Source organism: Halomonas sp. DP4Y7-1, assembly GCF_019800705.1.
GTDB lineage: Bacteria > Pseudomonadota > Gammaproteobacteria > Pseudomonadales > Halomonadaceae > Halomonas > Halomonas litopenaei_A.
In genome coordinates, this window is the sequence record NZ_JAHVKS010000009.1 from 176,966 (window position 1) to 200,782 (window position 23,817).

The window sequence follows — 23,817 nt, forward strand, 5'->3', positions numbered from 1 at the left end:
GAGTCGACTGCCAAGGAGGCAAAGGACGCGATGAGTTCTCAGGTGCAACCGATGAAGCAGCCGCTGCGCTGGTGGTGGCTGGCGTTGGTCTGGATCGTGCTCGACCTTGGAACCAAGGCGCTGATGAGCCAGTCCCTGAGCTACGCTACGCCGGTAGAAGTGCTGCCGTTCTTCAACCTGACGTTGCTGCACAACACTGGTGCCGCCTTCAGCTTCCTGGCTGACCACCCAGGCTGGCAGCGCTGGCTGTTTGCCGCCATTGCGGTGGCGGCCACCGTCGGCCTGACCATCTGGATGAAGCGGCTGCGCCAGGATGAAAAGCTGCTGGGAGCTTGCCTGGCGCTGATCATCGGGGGCGCCCTGGGCAACCTTTACGATCGGCTGGTGCATGGCTACGTGGTCGACTTTCTGTCGTTCCATGTGGCGGGCTGGTACTACCCGGCCTTCAACGTGGCCGATATCGGTATTACCCTGGGGGCCATCGGCCTGATCTGGGAGTCCATCTTCGGCGAACGTCGACGCGCCCGGCGCGGCTAACCCCTCCTTTGCCGGCGGGGGCGTTACCGACCCCCGCCGGCCTGTCACTCTTTTGGAGATCCCATGAGCGACTACCGTATCGACGAGGGCATGGAAGTCACTCTGCACTTCACCCTCAAGCTGGAAGATGGCACCGTGGTGGACAGCACCCGCGACAAGAGTCCGGCTACCTTTCAGCTGGGCGACGGCAACCTGCCACCCGGTTTCGAGCAACCGCTGAAGGGCATGACAGATGGCGATAGCGGCAGCTTCGAGGTCAGCCCCGAGCATGCCTTTGGCCAGCACAATCCGCAGAATATTCAGCGCATGAAGCGCGATGTGTTCAACGGCGATGAGCCCGAAGTGGGCACCGTGATGTCGTTTGCCGACGTCAACGGTGACGAGCTTCCCGGTGTCATCACCGAGCTGGATGGAGACATGGTGGAAGTGGACTTCAACCATCCGCTGGCAGGACGCACCCTGACCTTCGAGGTCGAGGTACTGGGCGTCAAACCCGCCACGACGCACTGACAGGCCTGCGTCTCTGGGTGTGTCAGGCGAGGCCCAGCGGGTGAGAGCCTGATCCACCAGCAGTGTATTCATTTGCTAAACCACCGCTCAATCAGACGCCTAGAAGGCGCCAAGGCAAGGCAGACCATGCAAATCAAGTTGGCCAATCCCCGCGGCTTCTGTGCCGGCGTCGACCGGGCCATCGATATCGTCAACAGCGCGCTGGATGTGTTCGGACCGCCGATCTATGTGCGTCATGAAGTGGTCCACAACCGCTTTGTGGTCGATAGCCTGCGTGAGCGCGGCGCGGTCTTCGTCGAAGAGCTGCATGAAGTGCCCGATGATGTCATCGTGATCTTTTCCGCCCACGGTGTATCGCGAGCGGTGCAAGAGGAAGCCGAGCAGCGCGGGTTGAAGGTGTTTGATGCCACCTGCCCATTGGTGACCAAGGTGCATATGGAGGTGCTTCGCTATGCCCGCCGTGGGCAAGAGTGCATCTTGATCGGCCACGAGGGCCACCCTGAAGTGGAAGGGACCATGGGACGTTATGATGTTTCCTATGGTGGCCAGATCTACCTCGTGGAGGATGAGGATGACGTCGCTCGGCTGGAGGTCAAGGATCCCAGTCGGCTCGCCTTCGTCACCCAGACGACCCTCTCCATGGATGACACCGCTCGCGTGATTGACGCCTTGCGTGCGACCTTCCCCGAGATTCAAGGCCCGCGAAAGGACGACATCTGCTACGCCACCCAGAATCGTCAGGATGCGGTGAGGGAACTGGCCGCGGCAACAGATCTGGTGTTGGTGGTGGGTAGCCCGAACAGCTCCAATTCCAATCGACTGCGGGAGCTTTCCGAGCGTGTGGGCACCGCCGCCTACCTTATCGACAATGCCGAGCAAATTGATCCGGCGTGGGTCGACGGCGTGACTTCCGTCGGCGTTACGGCCGGGGCCAGTGCCCCCGAAGTGCTGGTCAAGGGTGTGATCGACCGGCTGATCGAACTGGGAGCCGAAGCGCCCGAGGAACTGGCAGGGCGTGAAGAAACGATTACCTTCTCGATGCCCCGAGAGCTGCGTGACCGGGTTATCGTCAGCGACTAGTCTTCAAGCAAGACCCCTTGCGAGCGTTGAGCTTCACGCCGACAAGAATGCGTCGATAAGAAAGCACCGATAAGAAAGCACCGATAAGAAAGCACCGATAAGAAAGCACCGATATAAAAGCGCCGCCTGTCACAGGGCGGCGTTTTTGCATCCAAGGCTCGGGATGACCAGGTTTCTGTGCCTATTCGTTGCTCTGTGACAGATCCTTGATCCAGCGCCTGCCTTTGGCCGTCCCACTGGGACATACTTGGGGCGAAAACGAGCCGGAGATGCCTGATGATGGTAAGACTGCAGCCGCCAGCCAGGCGCGGTGCATGCATGGGTGATCGCCAAAGGCGCACAGCAGGTAGCCGCCGTTGCGCTGGCTCCCGGCCTTCGTCAGGACGGCAGACGGCAGCAGGGGGGCGGCGAGGCCAGGCGGGCTTTACGCTGCTGGAATTGCTGCTGTGTGTCGCCATCCTGGGCCTGTTGGCATCGGTGGCATACCCGATGTACACCGAACACCTGCGGGAGAGCCGGGTCGCCGACGGCCGCGCACTGCTGTTGACCGCGGCCTCTTCATTGGAGCGCTGCTACACCCGCGATCAGGCGTATGATGCGCCCGCCTGCGATGGCCTCGCCACACCCTCGGCGTCAGGCTTCTATCTGCTGACCGTGGAGCGTTATCCGGGACGCTTCTTTCTTGAGGCCCGGGCGGTGGATGCCCACTCGGTCAAGGGCGGATGCGACAGCCTGACCATGGACCAGACCGGGGAGCGTGCACCGAATGAGTGCTGGTAGTCGCCGCCAGCGAGGGATGACCTTGATGGAGCTGGTCCTGGGCTTGGCGGTGGTCGCGCTGATGGCGACAGTGGCGGTGCCCAATCTGCACCAGTGGTTGCGGCATGAGCGTCTGGTCGCCGATGCCAACCAGCTGGTGGGCGCCTTGACCCTGGCACGGACGACGGCCCTGACTCGCCGTCAGAATGTGACAGTACGAGTGCAGGAATGCAGCGGTCACTGGCGACTGGAGGTGTTGGCAGGCAACAGCGCTGCTGAGGGCTGTCCCGTGTCCGCCAGTCACGGCGAACAAGCGCTGATGATCGAGCAAAGTTCTCGTACCGATGGTACGACCCTGACCGCCGGTGACGTCACCTTTGACCTCATGGGGCGGCTTGACCAGTGTCATTTCGAGCCACCATGCCGGCTGTGGCTGAGCTCGCCTGCAGGCGAGCGCCGCTGGATCCGCGTGGAGCCCAGCGGCATCGTACGCTCGGGGGCGGGAGAGGGGGCCGTATGAGTCCGCCAGCGAGGCAGCGTGGCTTTTCCCTGCTTGAGGCACTGGTGGCCCTGCTGCTGCTGTCAGTTGGCTTGCTGGGTATTGCAGGGCTGCAGCTGCGCAGCCTCCAGGGGGCGCACTCCAGCATTCAGCGGTCTCTCGCCGACCTGGCCGCCCAGGATGCCAGGGAGCTGCTGTGGGCGAGCATGACGGCGCTAGACGGTGAGTGTCCTCCCGATGCTGCGCAAAGCCTTCTCTCACATCAGTGGCACCAGCATTGGGCGCCCTTTCTACCGGGTCTTGCCGACGCCGATCAATCGATCGAGCCTGCCGAAGACTGCGCCTTCAAGATATCGATTCGCTGGCAGGACGAACGCTTCTCCGATCCCAGCGTGTTCGAGTACTGGGTCAAGTTGCCGGCCAGGGACCCCGCATGAACGGGCTGGGGCGCGGGCACGTCGCTATCCGCTTGGTGGCGCAGCGTGGCGTGTCTCTGGTCGAGCTGATGGTGGCCATGCTGGTAGGGAGCCTGGTCATCCTTGCCGCGGGGAACCTGTTTCATGAGGCCAACGTCAGTGCCAATACGGTCTTGCGACTCGCCGATCGTCAGGCAGTGATCAGCTATGCGTTGGATACCGTGACCGCTGCGGTGCGGCGCGGGGCGGCTGACGTAGACAGCTACGTGCTCAGGCCTTCGCTCGATGGCGAAGGCTGCACCCTGCACGATGCGCTGAGCGGTGAGCCCTTGGTCGATGGCCTGGCCGATAGCGGTCACTGTGACCAGGATCCCGTGCTGGAGTCGCTTGGTGAGGGGCTCTACCGCATCACGCTGAGCCTGCCTCACAGTCCCGTGCCCTTGTCGTTGCACGTGGTAAATCGCCAGACCGCCATGGCGTCGCTGGAGGGCTCGCCATGAACAGATGTTCGATGTGCGACAGACAGCGTGGGGCGGTGCTTCTGGTGGTGCTGTCGCTGGTGGCCATCGCCTCGGTGATTGCCATGGCAGCGGTCCAGTCCTCCGTGGTCGACGAACGTCTTGCGGGCAATATGCGAGCCATGGCTCAAGCACAGATGGCCGCCGACTGGGGCGCTGCCGAGGTGATGCAAGATCTCGATATGACCCTGTCCGCCACCGAAGACACCTGCCAGGTGTTGGAGCAGCAGGTGATGGCAGGAGGGTGGGGGCCCTCCTGGCGAGAGGCGGGTGCCCTGCCGAATCAGCCTGGCGTTGGCTACCGGTGGTCCCCTTGCGATCATGAGGGAAGTGCGGCTCGTCTTGTCGTGGGCTACGTCGAGGATGGGTCTCATCATCTGGCATTGCACGGTGTCATTATTGCCGCATCGAAAGGGGACGGTGGCGCAAGTCCCGTTCCCGCGCTCCCGGATGGCTGTGACACCGTGTCGGCGGGCCCCTTCGTCAACTATGGTCCGAACGATGTGCAGATGTGCTGGAACACTGCGCCGTCGCCAGGGCAGCCCGCTCCGTCGCTCGACCCGAGACCCTACATGGATGAAGTGTTCGCGGCCTTTGAGGGGGTGCCGTTTGATGCGAGTGGCTGTGCGTATCAGAATCACACCGTGCTGTGTGATAGCGACAGGGGCTTTGACGGCACCATGGACCTGTCCGCCCATGCTGATCTGGATGCGGTGATCGTGGATGGGGCGGTGACCATGACGGTACCTTCTGGCAGCTACGGCTGTGATGTGGTGGCGACGGGGCAGGTCACGCTGAATGGTCAGGGTGGCGTTATCCTGGACGGCAGCGTCTGGGCGAACGGTATTTCCATTCACGGTGATGTGGACAATGCGACGTTCGAGGTGCAAGGGGCGTTGGTGTCGGCGGGGACCGTGATTGTCGATCACAACGTGAGGGTAGAGCCGGAGCTCGGTGGTGGTGAGAGTGCCGATGGTACCCTGTGGCTGGATCGATCCGCCTAGCCTTCGAGGCAGGGCGTCGTTGTGGAGTGAGTCTCGCTGCGCAGGCGCCCGAAATTGCTGAGCACCAGGCGCACATGACGCCGATCGTTTGTGCACAGCTCAAAGGTCCCGTTGTGCCCGCTGGCCCGTCCATTGGCCAAGAACCTGACGGGCTTGTGGTCCTCGCGAAAGCGAATGCGCGGCAGCAGGCTTGGGGGGAACACTCGCAGTGTGGCGCCACCCCAGTTCGGAGCTCCTGCCTTGATCAACAGCTTTCCTGTCCAGTCAGTACCGCAGTGTACGCCATCAGCACTAGGACACAGGGTGACCTGGGAGGCACGAACAATCGCGGTACTGCGGGTCAGCGCCAGGGCGTCCTGTAGCCGCGCAACGTCGCTGGCGATATGCTGGCGAGCGATCATCGCGCGATAGCCCGGCACGGCCACCGCGCTCAGCATGCCGATAATGGCGATGACCAGCAGCAATTCCAGCAGGGTCGCACCCGACTGAGGCCTTTGGAGGCAAGGACGTTGCGCAGCAGATCGATCGTCGTCCATGGCAATCTCCCTTCGCTGCCGCCAATGCTGGCGAAATGAACGGGCAGACCCCGGTGTCATGCCCTTGGGGCTGATGACACAGGGGATGATGGCGTTGAAGCGGTGCTGGTCGTGCGAGTGTTGTTCCGAGTGTAGTTCTCGATAGTGGGGTAGACAGGTGGGAGGCGTGTTTTGAGCGAGTTTGTGGTGATCGGCGGTGGCGTGATTGGGCTGATGACGGCCCTGCAGTTGGCGGATGCTGGCCACAGCATCACGGTAATCGACCGCGGGCAATGTGGAAGAGAAGCCTCCTGGGCGGGAGGAGGGATCGTCTCGCCGCTGTACCCATGGCGCTATAGCGACCCTGTTTCCCAGTTGGCGAGCTGGTCCGAGGGCGCCTATCCCGAGCTGTCGCTGCGCCTGCTCGAAGAGACAGGGGTAGATCCAGAATACCGGCAGAAGGGGCTTCTCTACCTGCGTGTCGAAGATGAAACACGCGCCTTGGCGTGGGCCAGGGGAGTCGGCAAGCCGCTGTCTCGGGTAGGGGCGGAGGTGATTCGCGCCAAGGAGCCTCAGGTGCGTCAGGATGTCGAGGACGCCCTGTGGATGCCAACGCTGGGCAGTATTCGCAACCCGCGCTTGATGCGTTCGCTCAAGACTCGGCTTTCAAGCATGCCTGGCGTGACCTTTGCCGAGCAGACGTCGGTCACAGGGCTCAACCGGCAGGGCCAGCGCGTCATCTCGGTAGCCACGGACCAGGGAGACGTCGGCGCTGACCAGGTAGTGATCTGTGCGGGTGCATGGTCCGCCCAGCTGGCCAAGCTGGCGGATCTCAGCCTGCCGGTGCGGCCGGTCAAGGGGCAGATGCTGCTGTTCAAGGCGCCGCCTGGCATGGTGGAGCGGGTGGTGTTGATGGACGGGCGCTACGTGATTCCACGGGGTGATGGTCGCGTGCTGGCAGGCTCGACGCTGGAGGAGGCTGGGTTCGACAAGGGAATCGATGAGCAGGCCCGGCAATCATTGTGGCAGTCTGCCACCGGGATCATCCCTGCGCTGGCAAGCTGTGAGGTAGAACACCAGTGGGCGGGGCTGCGCCCGGGGTCGCCTGATGGGGTGCCCTTCATCGGCAGAGCCCCCGGCTGGGACAACCTGCACGTCAATGCCGGGCATTATCGTAATGGCCTGGTGCTGGCTCCGGCGTCTACGCGGCTGCTGGTCGACCAGATGCTGGGACGCCGGCCCATTATCGAGCCCTCCGCCTATGCCCTGGAAGGCCGGCTGGAGCAATGACAGGCTGGCCACCGAGGCCTAGTCGTCGCTGCCCTTGTCCTCGTGTTCTGCCAGGGACTTGTCACGATGGTCGCCACAGCAGAACCACTGTCCCTGCGCACGCAGGGCGTCCTGTTCCGGCAGATGCACGTTGCACCAGCTGCAGCGGACCATTTTTCCGCCCTGCTGTGTGCTCGGGCCGTGGTCTTGTTGCTCGAGCTTCCATTCGCGGTACATGCGATACAGCTTGAGCCCGGCGAAAAACACCACGGCAAAGATCAGCAGACGGATAATCAATAGGTTCATCCTTACTCCCGGTGGGGAGGCGGCCCTCGATGAGCGGCGGCCTTTGCCACTTGGCGGCCCTTGCGGGACAATGGGTTGACCCTATCGATTTTCGAGAGATTTCTTCGCTCATGCAAGACCTGACTCTGGTGATGGCGCAGCTCGATCCCCTGGTGGGCGACATCCCCGGCAATGCCGACCGGGCGATCGAGACCGTGCGGGAGGCCTACCTCGAGCACGGCGCTGACGTGGTTGTTCTGCCGGAACTTTTTCTGACCGGCTATCCCCCCGAAGACCTCTTGCTGCGCCCCTCCATGGAGACGCGATTGCGTGAAGCTCGCGCACGCATGGCCGCCAAGATGGTGCGCGACGTGATGGTCATCGTTGGCTATCCCGGACGTCGCGAAGGCGCGCTCTACAATATGGCGGGCGTCCTCTACAACGGACAGTGGCTGGATGAATACGCCAAGCAGGCGCTGCCCAACTACCAGGTCTTCGACGAGCAGCGCTACTTTACTGCCGGTACGAGCCCCTTGGTGATCGAGCATAAAGGGGCGAAGCTGGGAGTCCTGATCTGTGAGGACATCTGGCAGGAAGCGCCGATCCAGGCGACTCGTGCTGCCGGTGCTGACATCCTGGTGACGTTGAATGCTTCACCCTATCACCAGAACAAGCCAGCGGAGCGCCTGGCACTGCTCGAGCAGCGCGCACGCGATGCGGGATTGCCGCTGGTGTACGTCAACCAGATCGGCGGCCAGGATGAGCTGGTGTTTGACGGTGGCTCTTGCTGCGTCGACGCCGATGGCAGCCTCGCCGTCCAGGCTCCCCACTGGGACATCTGGCTGAGCCCTGTCCATTTTGCTCATGAAAAGGGTCGCTGGACGCCGCGTCAGGGGGAGGTAGACCTCGACGTGGCGCCAGAAGAAGACCTTTACAGTGCGCTGGTCACCGGACTGAGAGACTACGTCAACAAGAGCGGTTTCCAGGGGGTGGTACTGGGCCTCTCCGGTGGTATCGATTCGGCGCTGTCGTTGGCCATCGCGGTTGATGCACTGGGACCTCAGCGGGTGCACGCGGTGATGATGCCGTATCACTACACCGCCGATATCTCCAAGGAAGATGCCGCCGAACAGGCTCGTCTTCTCGGCGTCAGCTACGAGGTCATGCCCATCGCGCCCATGGTCGAAGCCTTCATGGACACTCTGGCCGAGAGCTTCGAAGGGACCGAGCGGGATACCACCGAGGAAAACCTGCAGTCACGCTGTCGCGGCGTGCTGTTGATGGCACTGTCGAACAAGAAGGGACTGATGGTCCTGACGACCGGCAACAAGAGTGAAATGGCGGTGGGTTACGCCACTCTCTATGGCGACATGGTGGGGGGCTACAACGCGATCAAGGATGTCTACAAGACGTGGGTGTATCGCCTGGCACGCTGGCGCAACACCGAAAACCTGGTCATCCCCGAGCGCGTGATCGATCGTCCGCCCTCCGCGGAGCTGGCGCCGGACCAGCAGGACAGTGACTCGCTGCCTGACTACGACACCCTGGATGCCATTCTGGTGCGCTATATCGAGGGTGACATGAGTGCCGAAGCCATCATCGCGGCAGGGTACAGTGCCGAGGATGTGTACAAGGTGGTCAAGCTGGTGGACCGCTGTGAGTACAAGCGCCGACAGGCACCGGTCGGTGTACGCGTGACCCAGCGTGGATTTGGCCGCGACCGCCGCTATCCCATTGTCAACGGCTGGCAACCTGGCAGCTGATCCTTCTCCCCTCTAGTCGTTTCCCGCACGCCCTGCGACGGTCGCTTCGGACCATTGCAGGGCGTTGTTGGTTGTGTACATAGCTGCACAGTTACGGAGTGTGTATCCGGCGGAGCCTGCTAAGTTTGCTTAATAGGTGTTTGTTAAAGGCAACTTTAGGAGGTGTCATGTTGCTCAGAACCGTGTTGGTAACAGGCAGCCTGACATGCGTGTTAAGCACGGGGGCGGCGCTCGCTGAATCGTCGCCGGTCAGTGCCTTGACCATCGCCACGGTGGGCAACCGTGACATGGTCCGCATGCAACAGCTCAGTGAAGGCTTTACCGCCGCGAATCCAGATATCGAGTTGCAGTGGGTGGCGCTGGATGAGAACACTCTGCGTCAGCATGTGACGACGGATATCGCCACTGCGGGTGGGCGCTTCGACATCGTGACCATCGGTACCTACGAGGCAGCGATCTGGGCCGAGCGAGGGTGGCTGCTTCCCCTTGACGACCTGCCAGCCAGCTACCAGGTGGATGATCTACTGCCCACGGTGCGTGAAGCGCTGTCGTTCCAGGGGCAGCTTTATGCTGCTCCGTTCTATGCGGAGTCGGCATTTACCCTGTATCGCGAGGATCTTTTCGCCGAAGCCGGGTTGAGCATGGTCGAGTCACCGAGCTGGGAGTTCATCGCCCGGGCTGCCGCTGCGTTGCATGACCCTGATGAGCACTACGGCATTTGCCTCAGGGGCAAGCCGGGCTGGGGCGAAAACATGGCGCTGTTGACGGCGATGGCGAACGCCTATGGTGGCCGCTGGTTCGACATGCAGTGGGTCCCGCAGTTGGCGACGGCCGCCTGGCGTGACGCCCTGGACCAATACCTATCGTTGCTGTGGGAGTATGGCCCACCTAACCCGGAGCAACTGGGCTTCAATGACAACCTGGCGCTGTTTCAGCAGGGCAAGTGCGCGATCTGGGTGGATGCTACGGTCGCGGCGTCCGCCGTCACCAACCCACGAGAGTCAAGGGTGGCCGATCGGGTGGGGTTTGCACTGGCGCCACAGCAGGGGTTGGGCAAGCGAGCCAACTGGCTGTGGGCGTGGGCGCTAGCGATACCGTCGAGCTCCACTAGTAGCGACGCGGCAAAGCGTTTCATCGCCTGGGCCACCTCGGCAGACTTCCAACGTCAGGTCGCCGAGGATGAAGGGTGGGCTCAGGTCCCTCCCGGTACTCGCCGCTCCCTCTATGCCAATCCTCACTACCAGGCTGCAGCGCCATACAGTGACATGGTGCTGGAATCGCTGACAGCCGCAGATCCTGGGAACCCGACGGTGGAGCCAGTGCCGTATCGTGGCATCCAGTACGTGTCGATTGCTGCCTTTCCTGGTATCGCCACGGCGGTAGGCAATCGCTTCGCGAAGGCGCTGGCCGGCGAGATAACGGTCGATGAGGCGCTGGAAAACGCGCAGTGGGTGACCCAGAAGGTGGCCGAGCAGGCCCGCTTTGCCGATCAATGATGCATCGGCTGTGGGCGTCATTTGCCGGCGTGAAGCTAACGCCAGGCCGCCCACTGCCTCGTGATACCAGGCGTAGTGTCCTGCGCCGGGACAAGGAGATTGCCATGGCTTCATCCGGATTCAACCCCCATCAGCCGCTGGAGCGCATCGACGATGAGCAGCTGCCGGTGTCGCCTCACAAGCAGCATGGTGCCAGACACTTTCTCGGGCTCTATGCGGCGGAACACGTCGCCGCGACGGAGTTCGTGATAGGCGCCACCTTTGTCGGCCTGGGGGCGGGAATATGGGACATCCTGATCGGCTTGATCATCGGCAATACGTTGGCGGTGTTGAGCTTCACGCTGATTACGGCCCCGATCGCGGTAGGCACGCGATTGAGCCTGTTTGCCTATCTGGAGCGGATCGCCGGTAATGTCATGGCCAAGCTCTACAATGGCGCCAATGTGGTGATCTTCTCGGCCATCTCGGCGGCCATGATCACGGTGTCAGCGACCGCAGTACGCGTGCTGTTCGATGTGCCTCCGCAAGTGGCTCCCTACCCTACGGACGTGGCTTTTGTGCTGATTGCCTTTGCCGTAGGGGCGATCGTGGTGCTGGTGGCAGCGTTTGGCTTCAACGCGCTAAGCGAGTTTGCCAGTATCTGTGCCCCCTGGCTGATGGTCATGTTTACCGCCGGGGGCATGGTGCTGATTCCAGCGCTGGCGGAGTCGGTGACGGGCTTCACGACACTCACCAGTGTCTCTGATTTCATTGCCATTGCCAGTGCCAGCGTGTTCACCGGCGTCAACGCTGAAGGTGAGCCAGGTATCGGTCTCTGGGAGGTCATCGGTTTTGCATGGGCGGCCAATACCTTTGCGCACTTCGGACTGATCGATATGGCGCTTCTGCGTTATGCACGCAAGGTGCGCTACGGTCTGGCCACCTGTACAGGCATGATGTTCGGTCACTACGTTGCCTGGATCTCGGCCGGGCTCATGGGGGCTGCGACCGCGGCTACCATGAAGCTCAGCATCATGGTGGTGGACCCCGGCGATGTGGCTTTCTATGCGCTCGGACTTTCCGGTTTCGTCATCGTGGTCGTGGCGGGATGGACGACCGCCAATTCAAACTTGTACCGAGCAGGCCTGGCAGCTCAAGCCTTGATGCCTGAGGTCAAGCGCTGGAAAGTGACCATGCTGGTAGGCTTAGGCGTCATGGGGGCGAGCTGTTTCCCGTTCGTCTACCGCAGCATGCTGCCCTTGCTGACCTATGCGGGCCTGATACTGGTGCCCGTAGGCGGGATTGCCTTTGCCGAGTACCAGCTGTTCCCGCGGCTTGGCATGACGTCATACTGGGCCAGCTTCAAGGGGCTGGCAGACAATCGTCCAGCCATTGCCAGTTGGCTTCTTTCGCTGGCCTTTGGTGTGGGACTGAACGTGCTGGATATCATGCCGTTCTACTATCTGTTTCTCCCTACCTGGTGTGTCTCCATCCTGATCTATGTCGTTCTCGCGCGGCGGGCAGGGGCCTGTGAGGCCTATCCAGAGCAGCAGCGCGCGCTGGAAGACTTCCATCAGCGGGTGGCTGAACGCCATGAACGCAAGGCGGCGGAGAAGCATCGCCAGGGGATTGAGGACAACACATGGCTGTCCAAGGGTATTGTCGTCATCTGGTGCGGGGTAGGTTTGATCGTGCCCGCCGTCTTGGCCTGGCGAGTCATGTTCGATAGCCCGGATCTCTACGAATACTACGTAAATCGCGAGCTGTTCTACGACGTGACCATCTGGTGCACGCTGGTGTACTTCACGTTCGCCTACTGGGGCCTTCAACGGCGCAAGCGGTTCAAGCGTGGTGGCGTCGCAGCCCACACACCAGAGGCCGCCGGGTAGCGGTCGGTCACGATAGCGGCGCTGTTCCGTAGAGGGTGCTCTTGCCAGAAGAGGGCGCTGGCCAGAGGCTGCGCTGTGACCGCAAGACGTCACCATCAAGAAAAGGGGCTGCGTCAGCAGCCCCTTTTTCCATCGTAATCCGCGCTTGTATCGTGATCAGGCGCTGAGCGGTGCTTCGTCCACGTATTTGGGTTCAAAGCGGCGACCATCGAGGCGCTCGTTGTCGGGGTCGTTCTCGAGCAGCACCTGCAGGGTCTCGCTGGCGCGATCGCGCATACCCATGCCCAGGTAGCCTTCGACCATGACCGCCAGGGCGTCACGGGTCGCTTCTGCCTGGGGGTAGTTCTCGATGACCCAGCGGCCGCGCTGGACTGCCGCCATGTAAGCCTTCTTGCGCAGATAGAAGTCGGCCACGTGGAGCTCGTGCTGGGCCAGCAGGTTACGCAAATAGATGATGCGTTGACGAGCATCGGGTGCGTACTGGCTGTCGGGGTAGCGGTTGGTCAGGTCAGTGAAATCGGTATAGGCATCCCGGGTGGCCCCAAGGTCACGCTCGGAGATGTCGATGACTTTCAGCGACTCAAGACTGAAACGACCTGCCTGCCAGGCGGCCAGGCCTCGCATGTAGTAGGCATAGTCGACCTGGGGGTGATTGGGGTGCAGACGAATGAAGCGACTGGCGGCGGCACGAGTGCCCTCCCAATCGTCCGTTTCGTAGTACGTGTAGATCAGCTCAAGCTGGGCCTGCTCGGCATAGTCGCCGAAGGGGAAGCGGGTATCGATCGCCTCCAGGCGGTTCATGGCGGTGGTGAAACTGCCATTTTCCAACGCCTCGCGGCCCTCCTGATAGAGCTGGCGCTCGGTAGCGCCGTCGTAGCGCTCTTCTTCGACGTCGTTGCTGGCGCAGCCGCCGAGCACCGCGCCCATCAACACCAGGGCGCCCAGGCGAGTAGCGGAAATAGTGAAAACGCGCATCTTGGTCCTCGTGTCAAACAACCCGGGTCGGCCGTGGTAGAATCGGCCGCGATCCGCCCACTATAAAGCACCTTGTCCTGAAACGCAGTCCTCCTGCACTTCGGAACACGCTTTGGGCGCAGGCGAACCACTGGTTCCATTGACTTTCATGCCAAGAGACGTCGTCCGCACCTATGTCCCAGACCCTCGATGTTCACCACCGCATTCCCCTTGAGATGGCAGGCTTTCGCCTCGACCAGGCCGCGGCTGAGCTGTTCTCCGACTTTTCCCGGGAGCGCCTCAAGGGCTGGATCAAGGATGGCTCCTTGACCCTGGATGGCGCGACTGCCAGGCCAAAGGACAAGGTGCACGGCGGCGAAAGACTGTCGTTGACGGCGCATATCGCCGACGATACGCGCTTTGAGGCCGAAGACATCCCTCTGGATGTGGTCTACGAGGACGATGATGTACTGGTGGTCAACAAGCCGCCGGGACTGGTGGTTCATCCGGCTGCGGGGAACCCTGACGGCACCCTGCTGAACGCACTGCTGCATCACTTTCCTGATGCCGCGACATTGCCCCGGGCGGGTATCGTGCATCGCCTCGACAAGGACACCAGCGGATTGATGGTGGTGGCCAAGACCCTGGCCGCCCACGCGGACCTGGTGGCGCAGCTGCAGGCCCGCACGGTATCGCGGGAGTACGACGCCATCGTGGTGGGCAAGATGACCTCCGGAGGAACGGTTGATGCCCCGATCGGACGTCATCCCAAGGATCGTAAGCGCCAGGCGGTCACCGCCTCGGGCAAGCCGGCGGTGACCCACTATCGGGTCGTCGAGCGCTTCCGCGCCCACAGTCATGTGCGCTGCAAGCTGGAGACCGGCCGTACCCACCAGATTCGGGTGCATATGGCCCACCGGCGCTTTCCGCTGATCGGTGATCCGGTTTACGGTGGTCGACTCAAGCTGCCACCGGGGGCGGGCCAGACATTGAAGGAAATTCTGCGTGAGTTTCCTCGCCAGGCATTGCACGCTCGCCGCTTGGCCTTTGTGCATCCCCGTCATGGCGAGGAGGTCAGTTTCCACGCCGCGCTGCCGGATGACTTGCTGATGCTGCTGGATTATCTGCGCGTTGATGCGGAGACCATGCAATGACGGATGCCCTTGATCTTCGCCCCAGCGTTATCCTGCCAGACTGGCCGGCACCGGCGAATGTGGGCGCCTTTGTCACCACTCGCGAGAGCGGGCCCAGCCAGGGCCCCTATGCCGCTTTCAACACCGCCAGTCATGTAGGCGACAAGCCGGAGCACGTCAGTCTCTGCCGACGCCAGCTGGGCAAGGAAATTGGCGATGAGCGGCCCCTGCTGTGGCTGGACCAGGTTCATGGCGCCAGTGTTCAGCACGGTTGGTGCGATGAGACGCCCAAGGCCGATGCGGCGGTGGCGACGACTCGGGACTATGCCTGTGTGGTAATGACGGCCGACTGCCTGCCGGTCTTTTTCTGCGACCGGAGTGGTGAGCGCGTCGCGGTCGCCCACGCCGGCTGGCGCAGCCTGGCAGGCGGCGTGCTGGAAGCTACTGTCGCCTCGCTGGGGAGCCCCGCCGGCGAACTGCTGGCATGGCTGGGACCCGCCATCTCGAACGCCCAGTTCGAGGTGGGTCCTGAAGTACGGGAGGCGTTCTGTGGTGTGCATCCCGAAGCCTCCAGTGCGTTTGAGCCCAGCCCGTATCGACTGGGTCACTACATGGCGGATCTTTACCGGCTGGCGAGGTTGCGACTGGAGCGCCTGGGTGTCGCTCACGTCAGTGGCGGGCACTTCTGCACTGCCTGTGAATCCCGGTTCTACTCTCACCGCCGCGATGACGGCGTGACGGGGCGCATGGCCAGCGTCATCTGGCTGCGATAGCCGCAGCGCTATGGTCTTGTCCTACGCCATCGGCGACGGGCGGTGGCGTAGGATCTCCCTGTGGCTCTGTAGTCCTGTGGACGATGCGCTGCGGCCCGATGAAGGCGACGCTGCCTGCCAAGGTGTGACGCAGATAGTGCTGTTGGCCGCCGTGCGCTGCTCTGCCTGTTGTACGTCTTTCCCTTCTTTTCGTGTGCTCTCCGCTGCTTCTCTTGTTCATGGCCTGGTACAGGCGCTATGTGGCCCGGGTATCTCGACGCCAAGGTGCGTGCGTGGAAGGCCCGGCACGGGCGTTGCCCAGTAACGAGAGAAGGCAACGACAGGCTGCCTGATGTTTCAGAGTTCATTTGTTTAGGTTGTTCCCGTGATGTGTCACTCGGGAACGGCTGTATCTCCGTGCCTTTTTTATGAATTTTTGAAATCGAGAAGCTTGTAGGACTATGGCTATGCCGTCCCAAAGAGGGAGGTGTTAGCGTCATCTTCTTGTGAAAGTGGGATCGACGTACACCGCAGCTGGGTATCCGTAATGTCCGGAGTGTCTCGTTTTTTTATTGTTGCATTTAATTTCCCTACATTGCTGTTCACGATACTTCTCATGGTGTCAGTGCTGTATTGGCTGGTGACGCTATTGGGTTTTATGGATGGCGACATGACGGACCTGGTCGACATCGATGCGGAAGGGGCGTTTGATCTGTCTGGCCTGTTGGCGACGTTAGGTCTGCATGGCGTGCCGTTGCCCATGACGGTGACACTGCTGTCCCTGTTTTCCTGGCTAAGTAGCTACGTGCTTCAGCTGTCTGCTATCTCCTATCAGTGGTCCTCAGGCGGGTGGATGATGATCTCGCTGGGAATCCTGGTCATTTCCGTCGTGGCCGGGTATCTGCTTGCCGTCATGCTGGCGCGATGGCTGCGCCCCGTATTTGCGACCTTGTATCAGCACCATCAAGAACACTGCATGGAAGGCTTGAGCGCTGTGGTGACAGGACTGGCCAGGGATAGCTGTCGAGGGCGGGCCAGGGTCAGCCGGGAAGGTGTCGATCTGACCGTGAATGTCAGGGCCGTAACGCCACTCAAGCATGGGATGAGAGTGCTGCTGGTTCGGGAAGAACGGGGGCTTTATTACTGGGTGGAAGATGTCACGCCGGGGTAGGTCTTGCTGGGTCGATGTAGATCATGCTTCGCGAGGGTCTTAATAGTGCTTCGCAAGCCAACGTAGATATGCAATGTAGGCGCCGAAACATAACGATATACGACAGGGAATGGGGAGCAATCAATGGAAGATATTATGCCGTTTGAAATGGACTTTTCGTGGGTGATGCCCGCCTTGGTAGTGGTAGGCGTCATCGTGCTGGTCATTGTATCAATCATGTTGTTGATCAAGGCCTTCTACAAGAAGATTGATCAAGGGCAGGCATTGATCGTCAATGATATGTCCAAGACCCCCAAGGTCTACTTTACCGGGGCCATGGTACTGCCCGTCATTCATCGTGATGAAACGATGAAGATCTCGGTGATTACCCTGGAATTGAACCGCCAAGGGAAAGAAGGTCTGATCTGTAAGGATAACCTGCGAGCAGATATCTCGGTCGCGTTCTATCTGCGAGTCAACGAGACCGCGCAGGATGTCCTGAGGGTTGCCAAGTCCGTTGGCGTCGACCGTGCTTCCGATAGAAACGCGGTGAATGAACTGTTCAATGCCAAGTTCAGTGAGGCACTCAAGACCGTCGGCAAGAAGCTCGAGTTCATGCAGCTGTTCGAGGAGCGGCAGCGTTTTCGCGACATGATCATCCAGACCATCGGTGAAGATCTCAACGGCTATGTGCTGGAAGATGTCGCCATCGATTATCTGGAGCAGACGCCCAAGTCCGCCCTGGATCCCAATAACATCCTCGACTCTGAAGGCATTCGTCGCATTACCGAAATCACGGCGGCCCACAACGTGGATACCAACCGGCTTGAGCGCGACCAGGAGCTGGAAATCAAGCGCAAGAACGTCGCGGCCCGTGAGGCCTCGCTTGAGCTGGACAAGTCTCAGGCTGACGCTGAGGCCCGCCAGACTCGGGAAATCGAGACGATTCGAGCCCGTGAGGAAGCCGAGACAGAGCAGGTGAAGGAGCAGGAGCGGGCCAAGGCTGAAGCGGCGCGTATCAAGACCGACGAAGAGCTCGCCGTCGCCAGCGAGAACATGCGCCGTCAGGTCGAGATGGCCGAAAAGGCGCGGGAGCGCGCGGTACAGATCGAGGAAGTGCGTATCCAGCAGGCGCGTGAACTCGAGGACGTCAACCGTCAGCGCAGCGTCGAGGTCGAGCGTATCGGCATGGAGAAGACCCTGGAAGTCGAGCGCAAGGAGATCGCGGTGATCACCAGCGAGCGCATCTCGGTGGAGCGCAACGTGGCAGAGGAAGAAGAACATATTCGGGATGTGCGAAACCGTGCCGAGGCCGATCGCCGCAAGGTCACCAGCGTGGTGGCCGCCGAGGCTGAGGCAGAAGAGACCAAGATCAAGGAGCTGCGCCTGGCCGAGGCTGCCTTCGAGCGTGCCAAGCTGGAGGCCGACGAAGTGCTGGTGCGTGCCCAGGCCGAGGCAGAGGCGGCGGAGAAGCGTGCGGTTGCAGATGAAAAGCAGGCTCGCGGCCAGCAGGCATTGGCGGCTGCAGAGGGATTGGCGCAGGCGCAGGTACAGGAAACTCGCGCCAAGGCCCTGCGTGCGGAGGGCTTGGTTGAGGCAGAGGTCATTTCGGTCAAGGCCAAGGCCGACGAAAATGCGGGTCTTGCGGATGTTCGAGTGCTTGAACAGCGCCTCGAGGCAGAAGCGTCTGGTGAGGAAAAAATGGGGCTGGCGAAGGCGTCTGCTCGAGAAGCCCTGGCCCGGGCCGAAGCCAATGGTCTGGTCGAGAAGTTGAAGGCGTACGACGCCATGTCCGCCGATGCTCGTGAGTTCGAGCAGTTCCGCATGAACCTTGAGCTGCTTGAGAAGGAGACGCTGGCCAGCATCGATATGCAGCGTGTAGCGGTGCAGGAAAATGGACGAGTGATGGCGGAAGCACTGAAAGGCGCCAAGTTTGAGCTGATCGGCGGTGACGGTGGCATCTTCGATACCTTCTCCAAGGGGTTGGGGATCGGCAAGGGGGTGCAGGGCGTAATGGACAAGTCGCCCGCGCTGCAAACCCTCATGGCTGGTCTGGCCGGCAATGCAATGAGCCGTGCTTCTGCCAAGGATCATCAGCAGTAAGACGCTCACACATCCAGCGATAGCTCGGCCGTGTCCGGGCTATCGCAACGATGCTGCTTCCACTTCTGCAATAGGCATTCCGGCACCATGGCTGACTCCGATCCCCAACACGCCAAGCTTCACGAAGATGGTTCTTCCTATGCACTGCTTGCTCGCCGCCTGGCCACACAAGGGCAGCAACTCGAACGACTGACCGCTTCCCTCAATACCCTGCGTGAACAGACTTTTGGCGCTACCTCGATGGTGTTGCTGGGGCGCGGTCGAGTGCGCACCGAGTTGAAGTCGATTGCCCGTGATGCCGTCCGCATTGGCGATCAAATGCTGTTTGGCTTTCACGTTCAGCTAGGCCTCAAGCGGGCGCTGCGCGTGGAAGATGTGTTTCGTCTATATCGAGTCGATGACCAGGAGGATGCGTTTAGTGTTGCTGAGCTGGGGGTGTCGGAGAGCTTTCTGACCGACGAGCGCTTCAATACCGATTTCCAGGAACTCCAGCAGTACTACAGTCATGCCACGCTGTCCCAGTTGGTGATCCTCAAGGGCATGCTGCTGATGGACTTCCAGATTGGCGAGAAGCTCGAGGATCGTCGAGTCTTCCGCTGGGAGCTGGACGCCCTTGGCAACGTCAGTCGCTACATCGACAACCGCGGCGACCGTGACCTGAGTCTGCCTGACCGCTTTGACTTTGCCTGGCGGCGAGTCAGCAGAGACGACCATGTCCAGGGGCGTTCTCCGCACATCAATATTGCCGATAAGCTGTTCGTCGATAACCTCGGCGGCTCGGTGACCTTCAAGGTCGAGAACAATACCGACAGCGGCGAGGGTATCTATACCGACAGGGTGGAGTCTGACTCGCAGTCGTTGGATGACGCCAGTGTCGAGTACGCCGACCTGGGAGAGCTGCTGCTCGTCAGGATTCGCCCTTTCGCCGAAAAGGTGATGCGCTACTACGCCTTCCACCGGCCGACGCGAGGTATTCAGCGCTGTGATGCGATGGATAGCGGCATTGTGCTGCTGCCAGACAACCACGGGCTGATGTTTGCGTCTGGGTATCTGCTCAGCAATGGTCAGCTCAAGACCTTTGACGTACCGGCCGAGCCCATGCGGCTGTTGCGATCCGTTCGCTCGCCCAACGGCGAAGATGTGCTGTACCACTTCTATGCCGGCAGTAGCGGGAGAGTGGTGTTCTATCGCTACAACCTGGTCACCAAGCAGGCCGATGCGCCATTGCTGGGACACGGTGCAGCGCTGTTCGATAACGGCCATCTGGTGCTGTTCAATGCGGAGCGTGAACCCTCGTTGGTGCACTCCTTGCAGATATGGATTACCCCCTTTCTGTCTGATATCCAGCATGCTCGCCACGCCGCTGACAATGACAGCCAGCTAGGCCGTATCGGTAACGCGGAGCTGGTTCGGGGGCTGGCCGAGCTCAACGACCTGGCAGGGCTGGTGCGAGGACTGCAACCCTACGATGCGTACCTGGCGCAGCTGATCAAGGGCTGCGATCGCTTGCTCGAGCAGTACTACTGGATCGATGAAATACCCCTGCCGGGAGAAGACGGCGAGACGGATGTCCAGCACCTGCCTGCACAGATTCAGTGTATTCGGGAAACGGCAGAGACGATCGGCGACGAGTTTGAAAAAGTCGAAGAGATCCGTCGCCAATCCGCCGAGGCGGTCACCCGAGCGTCGGCACAGCTGAGCACGCTGAAGCGAGGTATCACACCGGATAGCTGGCACCATCCAGAGCCATTTCTGCGACAGCTGAAGGCCGTTCGGCAGTTTCGCGGTGACGTGCGTACCCTGGCGCAGCGTCGTTATGTGGATGTTGAAGCGGTCGAAAGCATGGACCAGACCGTGGCGGAGATCGAGCAGCGCCTGATCGACAGGACCCTTGCCTTTCTCGCCACCCCAGACGCCTTGCAGGGCTACCGCGATAGCCTTGCGGCGCTGGTGGACAGAAGTCAGCAGGCCTCGGCTCGTCAGGCGCTGGCGGATTGCGTAACGGACTATCGCGAGATCGCCGAAGGGTTGGACCTGGTGCAGACCATGCTGGCGACCCTGGGTGGCAAGAATCCAGAGCTTGAGGTCAACGTCAATCAGATGCTGGCGACCGTGTTTGCCTCGCTCAATCGCGAGCGCACGTCAGCGGAACGACGCCTCGAGGAGCTCACGGTTGTCGAACAGAAGGCTCGCTTTGGAGCGCGCTTGCGACTGTTCGAACAGAGCCTGGCATCGGGTATCGCGGCCATTTCCGCGCCGGATGACGCCACTGAGCTGTTGACCCGCATGTTGGACCTGCTGCAGGAACTGGAGGCCGAATTTGGCGAGCAGGCGGCGTTTCTCACCTCGATTGTTCAGCAGCGAGAGCATTGCCAGGAGGCTATCGAGACCAAGCGTGAACAGCTGGCTCAGCAGCGCCGTGGGCGGGTGATGGCGATGTCTCAGGCGGCTGAGCGGATCCTCGACGGTGTGCCTCGTCGGGCGGAGCGCTTCGAGGAAGAGGCGGCTCTGCAGGCCTTTCTCGCCGCCGACCCGATGATCGAGAAGGTCACCGACTCGGTCGCGAGCCTGCGTGAGCTGGGCGCCACCATGGAGGCGGATGATCTGGAGGCGCGGCTGGTGGCTGTCCGTGATGCGGCGTTGCGCAGCGTCAGGGATCGTGCCGACCTATTTGAAGACGGGGGGCAGGTTATCCGGCTGGGGCCGCGTCATCGCTTCTCCGTCAATCGCCAGGAGGTCTCGCTGACGCTGGTACCCAGAGACGACCAGCTCACTCTCCATATCACCGGTACCCAGTTTTACGAGGCGCTGACCTGTGCTGAGCTCCAGGCCCTGTCACCGCTATGGACGCAGCACCTGCCCTCCGAGTCGCCACAGGTCTATCGTGGTGAATATCTGGCGTATCGTTACCTGCAGCATGTCGATGCTGTCGTGGACACGGCGGACATGGATGCCCTCGAGGCGTCCGTTCGGCAGTTTGCGGCTCCCCGCTTCCGTGAAGGATACGAGCAAGGGGTGCATGACCATGATGCGGCTCGCATTATCGCGGTGCTCGAGCCGGCCAGACGTCAGGCGGGGCTGTTGCGCTTCTCGCCCTTGGCACGCGCAGTGGGTCTTCACTACTGGCTGGGGTTGCCGACCGCCGAGGCCCAGGAATTGATTGCCCACTGTGTGGGCGCAGGACAGATACTGCGGGAATACGGAAGCGACGAGCTGAAACGCGACCTGGTGGCAGAACTCGCACCGCTGCTTTCCACCTATGAGTTGGTGGTGGCGCTGGGGGCGGAGGATCGTTGTCATGAAGCCGCGACGTATCTGGTCGAATGGCTGGCAGCCGATCAGCAGGGCATCGAGGTGTCTCAGCATGCGGGCCGGTTGGCCAACGCCTTTCGCGAGGCGCTAGATCGTGGCCAGCAGAGAGCTGCCTTCGAGGCCATGCGCCAGGCCCTGGCCAGGCGTGCGGCAGACCGCTGGATGGCGACCCGACGCTGGCTGAGTGCCTGGAGTAATGCGGCGGGTATCGATGAGCTGGAGCGCTATTACCTGGACGAGGTAGTGGCGATGATCGACGCCGGCGACCAGCTGTCCTGGAATCCGCGGGAGGCTGAGTTGAGCGTTCCCGTCGAGGGACTTCTCGGCGATCATGGCCTGATCGAATCACGCAGGTTGATGCTTCGCCTTGATGACTTCGAGCATCGTCTCGAACACCATCTGGCACGGGTGGAGCCTGCGTGGGAGCAGCTGCAGGACCTGCGCAAGAGCGTGCTGGAAGAACAAGGCAGGCGTCTTGATGTCACTGCGTTCAGGCCTCGCCCGCTGACGTCCTTTGTACGCAACCGATTGATCAGCGAGAGCTATCTGCCGCTGATTGGCGACAACATGGCCAAACAACTGGGTACCGTGGGAGCGAAGCGACGCAGCGACTTGATGGGGCTGTTGATGCTGATTTCACCCCCCGGCTATGGCAAGACTACGCTGATGGAGTATGTCGCCCATCGTCTGGGCCTCATCTTCATGAAGATCAACTGCCCGAGTCTGGGGCGAGAGGTGACATCGCTCGATCCACAGAAGGCGCCTCATGCCACGGCACGAGCCGAACTGGAGAAGGTCAACCTGGCGCTGGAAATGGGCAACAACGTCATGCTCTATCTTGATGACATCCAGCACACGGATCCAGAGTTCCTGCAGAAGTTCATCTCGCTGAGCGACGCCACACGCACCATCGATGGTGTCTGGCGCGGCACCTCGCGTACCTATCAGTTGCGGGGAAAACGCTTCTGCATTGTGATGGCCGGCAATCCCTATACCGAGGAGGGCAAGGCGTTTCGTGTGCCTGACATGCTTGCCAACCGTGCTGATATCTACAATCTCGGCGACATTCTCTCCGGCACAGCGACTATCTTTGCCCAGTCGTACATCGAGAATAGCTTGAGCGCTCACCCGGTGCTGGCCCCCCTGTTGACTCGGGGTATGGAGGACGTTTACCTGTTCATCGACATGGCCGCTGGCAGGGAGGTGCCGGTCAGTGAGCTGGAACATGACTACAGTGGGGCAGAAAGAGATGAGATTGTCGCCCTGCTGACCAGAATGCACCGGATACGCGACGTCATTCTCAAGGTCAATGGCGCTTATATCGCGTCCAGTGCCCAAGCCGACAGTTACCGGGAAGAGCCCCCATTTCTGCTTCAAGGCAGCTATCGCAACATGGCCAAGTTGGTGGAGAAGCTGTCTCCTGCGATGACCGACGGCGATATCGATGCACTGATCGACGATCACTACCTGGGTGAGGCGCAACTGCTGACCAGCGGTGCGGAAGAAAACCTGCTTAAGCTGCGTGCCTTGAGGGGCACGCTGGACCCCGACGATGCAGCGCGCTGGGCCTCGGTGTGTGCAGAGTACCGTCGGCGTCAGCAGGCGGGGGGAGACGAGGATGTGGGGGCCAAGGTCGTCATGCAGCTTGGGCGGATTGCCGAGGGGCTGGGGCAGGGGGTGTCGAGTCGTCAGCGAGACCGTGATTCGCAGCTCTGCGACAGGACCTAGTGTCGATATGTCACCTGCCAGCCTGCGCCTGGAGTCTAAGCCCCTGGCGTTGCAGCACGCCCGCTGCAGCAGCGCCAACCTGACTTGAAACCTTGCTAAAGCACCGCCATATCTCTGTCAAGTCACATTGACAGGGTCACGCGGTGCGTCCGATCGCATCGCCATC

General features: G+C 61.3%; 20 protein-coding genes. 17 read left to right on the plus strand and 3 right to left on the minus strand.

Features of this window, described 5'->3' with window-relative positions:
- Positions 1-30: 30 nt before the first annotated feature.
- The 8 genes from lspA (at position 31) to KUV72_RS16705 (ending at position 5,323) form a co-directional block, all read left to right on the plus strand.
- Positions 31-537 (plus strand): signal peptidase II, encoded by a 507-nt coding sequence (lspA, locus tag KUV72_RS16670; RefSeq protein WP_224852145.1) that lies wholly within the window; start codon positions 31-33, stop codon positions 535-537.
- A gap of 63 nt (positions 538-600) precedes the next feature.
- The gene (gene fkpB, locus KUV72_RS16675) at positions 601-1,047 is read left to right on the plus strand and encodes an FKBP-type peptidyl-prolyl cis-trans isomerase (RefSeq protein ID WP_206943994.1); all 447 of its coding nucleotides are present in this window, start codon (positions 601-603) and stop codon (positions 1,045-1,047) included.
- A gap of 126 nt (positions 1,048-1,173) precedes the next feature.
- Positions 1,174-2,127 carry a 4-hydroxy-3-methylbut-2-enyl diphosphate reductase gene (gene ispH, locus KUV72_RS16680; protein WP_206943993.1) on the plus strand — a complete coding sequence of 318 codons (954 nt, stop codon included), beginning with the start codon at positions 1,174-1,176 and terminating at the stop codon, positions 2,125-2,127.
- 318 nt (positions 2,128-2,445) lie between these two features.
- Positions 2,446-2,907, plus strand: coding sequence for a type IV pilin protein (locus tag KUV72_RS16685; protein WP_222239127.1), 462 nt, complete (start codon positions 2,446-2,448; stop codon positions 2,905-2,907).
- On the plus strand, positions 2,894-3,406 hold the full coding sequence (locus KUV72_RS16690; RefSeq protein ID WP_222239128.1) for a GspH/FimT family pseudopilin: 513 nt from the start codon (positions 2,894-2,896) through the stop codon (positions 3,404-3,406). The genes KUV72_RS16685 and KUV72_RS16690 overlap by 14 nt, the downstream gene beginning before the upstream one ends.
- Positions 3,403-3,822, plus strand: coding sequence for a type IV pilus modification protein PilV (gene pilV / locus KUV72_RS16695; protein ID WP_222239129.1), 420 nt, complete (start codon positions 3,403-3,405; stop codon positions 3,820-3,822). Before KUV72_RS16690 ends, pilV begins: the two co-directional genes overlap by 4 nt.
- On the plus strand, positions 3,819-4,301 hold the full coding sequence (locus KUV72_RS16700; protein WP_222239130.1) for a PilW family protein: 483 nt from the start codon (positions 3,819-3,821) through the stop codon (positions 4,299-4,301). Before pilV ends, KUV72_RS16700 begins: the two co-directional genes overlap by 4 nt.
- Positions 4,298-5,323, plus strand: a complete 1,026-nt coding sequence (locus KUV72_RS16705; RefSeq protein WP_222239131.1) for a PilX N-terminal domain-containing pilus assembly protein — start codon at positions 4,298-4,300, stop codon at positions 5,321-5,323. The genes KUV72_RS16700 and KUV72_RS16705 overlap by 4 nt, the downstream gene beginning before the upstream one ends.
- On the opposite strand, the gene KUV72_RS16710 is transcribed toward KUV72_RS16705, so the two are convergent.
- On the minus strand, positions 5,320-5,859 hold the full coding sequence (locus KUV72_RS16710; protein WP_222239146.1) for a GspH/FimT family pseudopilin: 540 nt from the start codon (positions 5,857-5,859) through the stop codon (positions 5,320-5,322). The genes KUV72_RS16705 and KUV72_RS16710 overlap by 4 nt on opposite strands.
- A gap of 171 nt (positions 5,860-6,030) precedes the next feature.
- Here KUV72_RS16710 and thiO point away from each other — a divergent pair, with 171 nt between their 5' ends.
- The gene (gene thiO / locus KUV72_RS16715; protein WP_222239132.1) at positions 6,031-7,128 is read left to right on the plus strand and encodes a glycine oxidase ThiO; all 1,098 of its coding nucleotides are present in this window, start codon (positions 6,031-6,033) and stop codon (positions 7,126-7,128) included.
- 18 nt (positions 7,129-7,146) lie between these two features.
- Here thiO and KUV72_RS16720 read toward each other — a convergent pair whose 3' ends face one another.
- Positions 7,147-7,413 carry a PP0621 family protein gene (locus tag KUV72_RS16720; RefSeq protein WP_222239133.1) on the minus strand — a complete coding sequence of 89 codons (267 nt, stop codon included), beginning with the start codon at positions 7,411-7,413 and terminating at the stop codon, positions 7,147-7,149.
- A gap of 110 nt (positions 7,414-7,523) precedes the next feature.
- Between KUV72_RS16720 and KUV72_RS16725 the strand changes: the two genes are divergently transcribed.
- From KUV72_RS16725 to KUV72_RS16735, 3 genes are all read left to right on the plus strand, one after another.
- Positions 7,524-9,155 (plus strand): NAD+ synthase, encoded by a 1,632-nt coding sequence (locus tag KUV72_RS16725; RefSeq protein WP_222239134.1) that lies wholly within the window; start codon positions 7,524-7,526, stop codon positions 9,153-9,155.
- A 167-nt stretch (positions 9,156-9,322) separates the two neighbouring features.
- On the plus strand, positions 9,323-10,651 hold the full coding sequence (locus KUV72_RS16730) for an ABC transporter substrate-binding protein (RefSeq protein WP_222239135.1): 1,329 nt from the start codon (positions 9,323-9,325) through the stop codon (positions 10,649-10,651).
- A gap of 104 nt (positions 10,652-10,755) precedes the next feature.
- Positions 10,756-12,519: a purine-cytosine permease family protein gene (locus KUV72_RS16735; protein ID WP_222239136.1), complete on the plus strand. Its 1,764-nt coding sequence runs from the start codon at positions 10,756-10,758 to the stop codon at positions 12,517-12,519.
- Positions 12,520-12,675: 156 nt separating this feature from the next.
- Here the strand turns inward: KUV72_RS16735 and KUV72_RS16740 are convergent, their stop codons facing one another.
- Positions 12,676-13,494 (minus strand): outer membrane protein assembly factor BamD, encoded by an 819-nt coding sequence (locus KUV72_RS16740; protein ID WP_206943977.1) that lies wholly within the window; start codon positions 13,492-13,494, stop codon positions 12,676-12,678.
- A gap of 173 nt (positions 13,495-13,667) precedes the next feature.
- Between KUV72_RS16740 and rluD the strand changes: the two genes are divergently transcribed.
- The 5 genes from rluD to KUV72_RS16765 all read left to right on the plus strand — a co-directional run bounded on the left by rluD (position 13,668) and on the right by KUV72_RS16765 (position 23,651).
- A complete protein-coding gene (rluD, locus tag KUV72_RS16745; protein ID WP_222239137.1) occupies positions 13,668-14,627 on the plus strand; it encodes a 23S rRNA pseudouridine(1911/1915/1917) synthase RluD in 960 nt (319 codons plus the stop codon).
- The gene (gene pgeF / locus KUV72_RS16750) at positions 14,624-15,379 is read left to right on the plus strand and encodes a peptidoglycan editing factor PgeF (protein WP_206943974.1); all 756 of its coding nucleotides are present in this window, start codon (positions 14,624-14,626) and stop codon (positions 15,377-15,379) included. Before rluD ends, pgeF begins: the two co-directional genes overlap by 4 nt.
- Positions 15,380-15,974: 595 nt before the next feature.
- Positions 15,975-16,529: a hypothetical protein gene (locus KUV72_RS16755; protein ID WP_222239138.1), complete on the plus strand. Its 555-nt coding sequence runs from the start codon at positions 15,975-15,977 to the stop codon at positions 16,527-16,529.
- A gap of 123 nt (positions 16,530-16,652) precedes the next feature.
- Positions 16,653-18,611 (plus strand): hypothetical protein, encoded by a 1,959-nt coding sequence (locus tag KUV72_RS16760; protein WP_261317539.1) that lies wholly within the window; start codon positions 16,653-16,655, stop codon positions 18,609-18,611.
- Positions 18,612-18,698: 87 nt separating this feature from the next.
- Complete coding sequence (locus tag KUV72_RS16765; protein ID WP_222239139.1) at positions 18,699-23,651, plus strand: DNA repair ATPase; 4,953 nt, start codon at positions 18,699-18,701, stop codon at positions 23,649-23,651.
- The last annotated feature ends 166 nt before the right edge of the window (positions 23,652-23,817 follow it).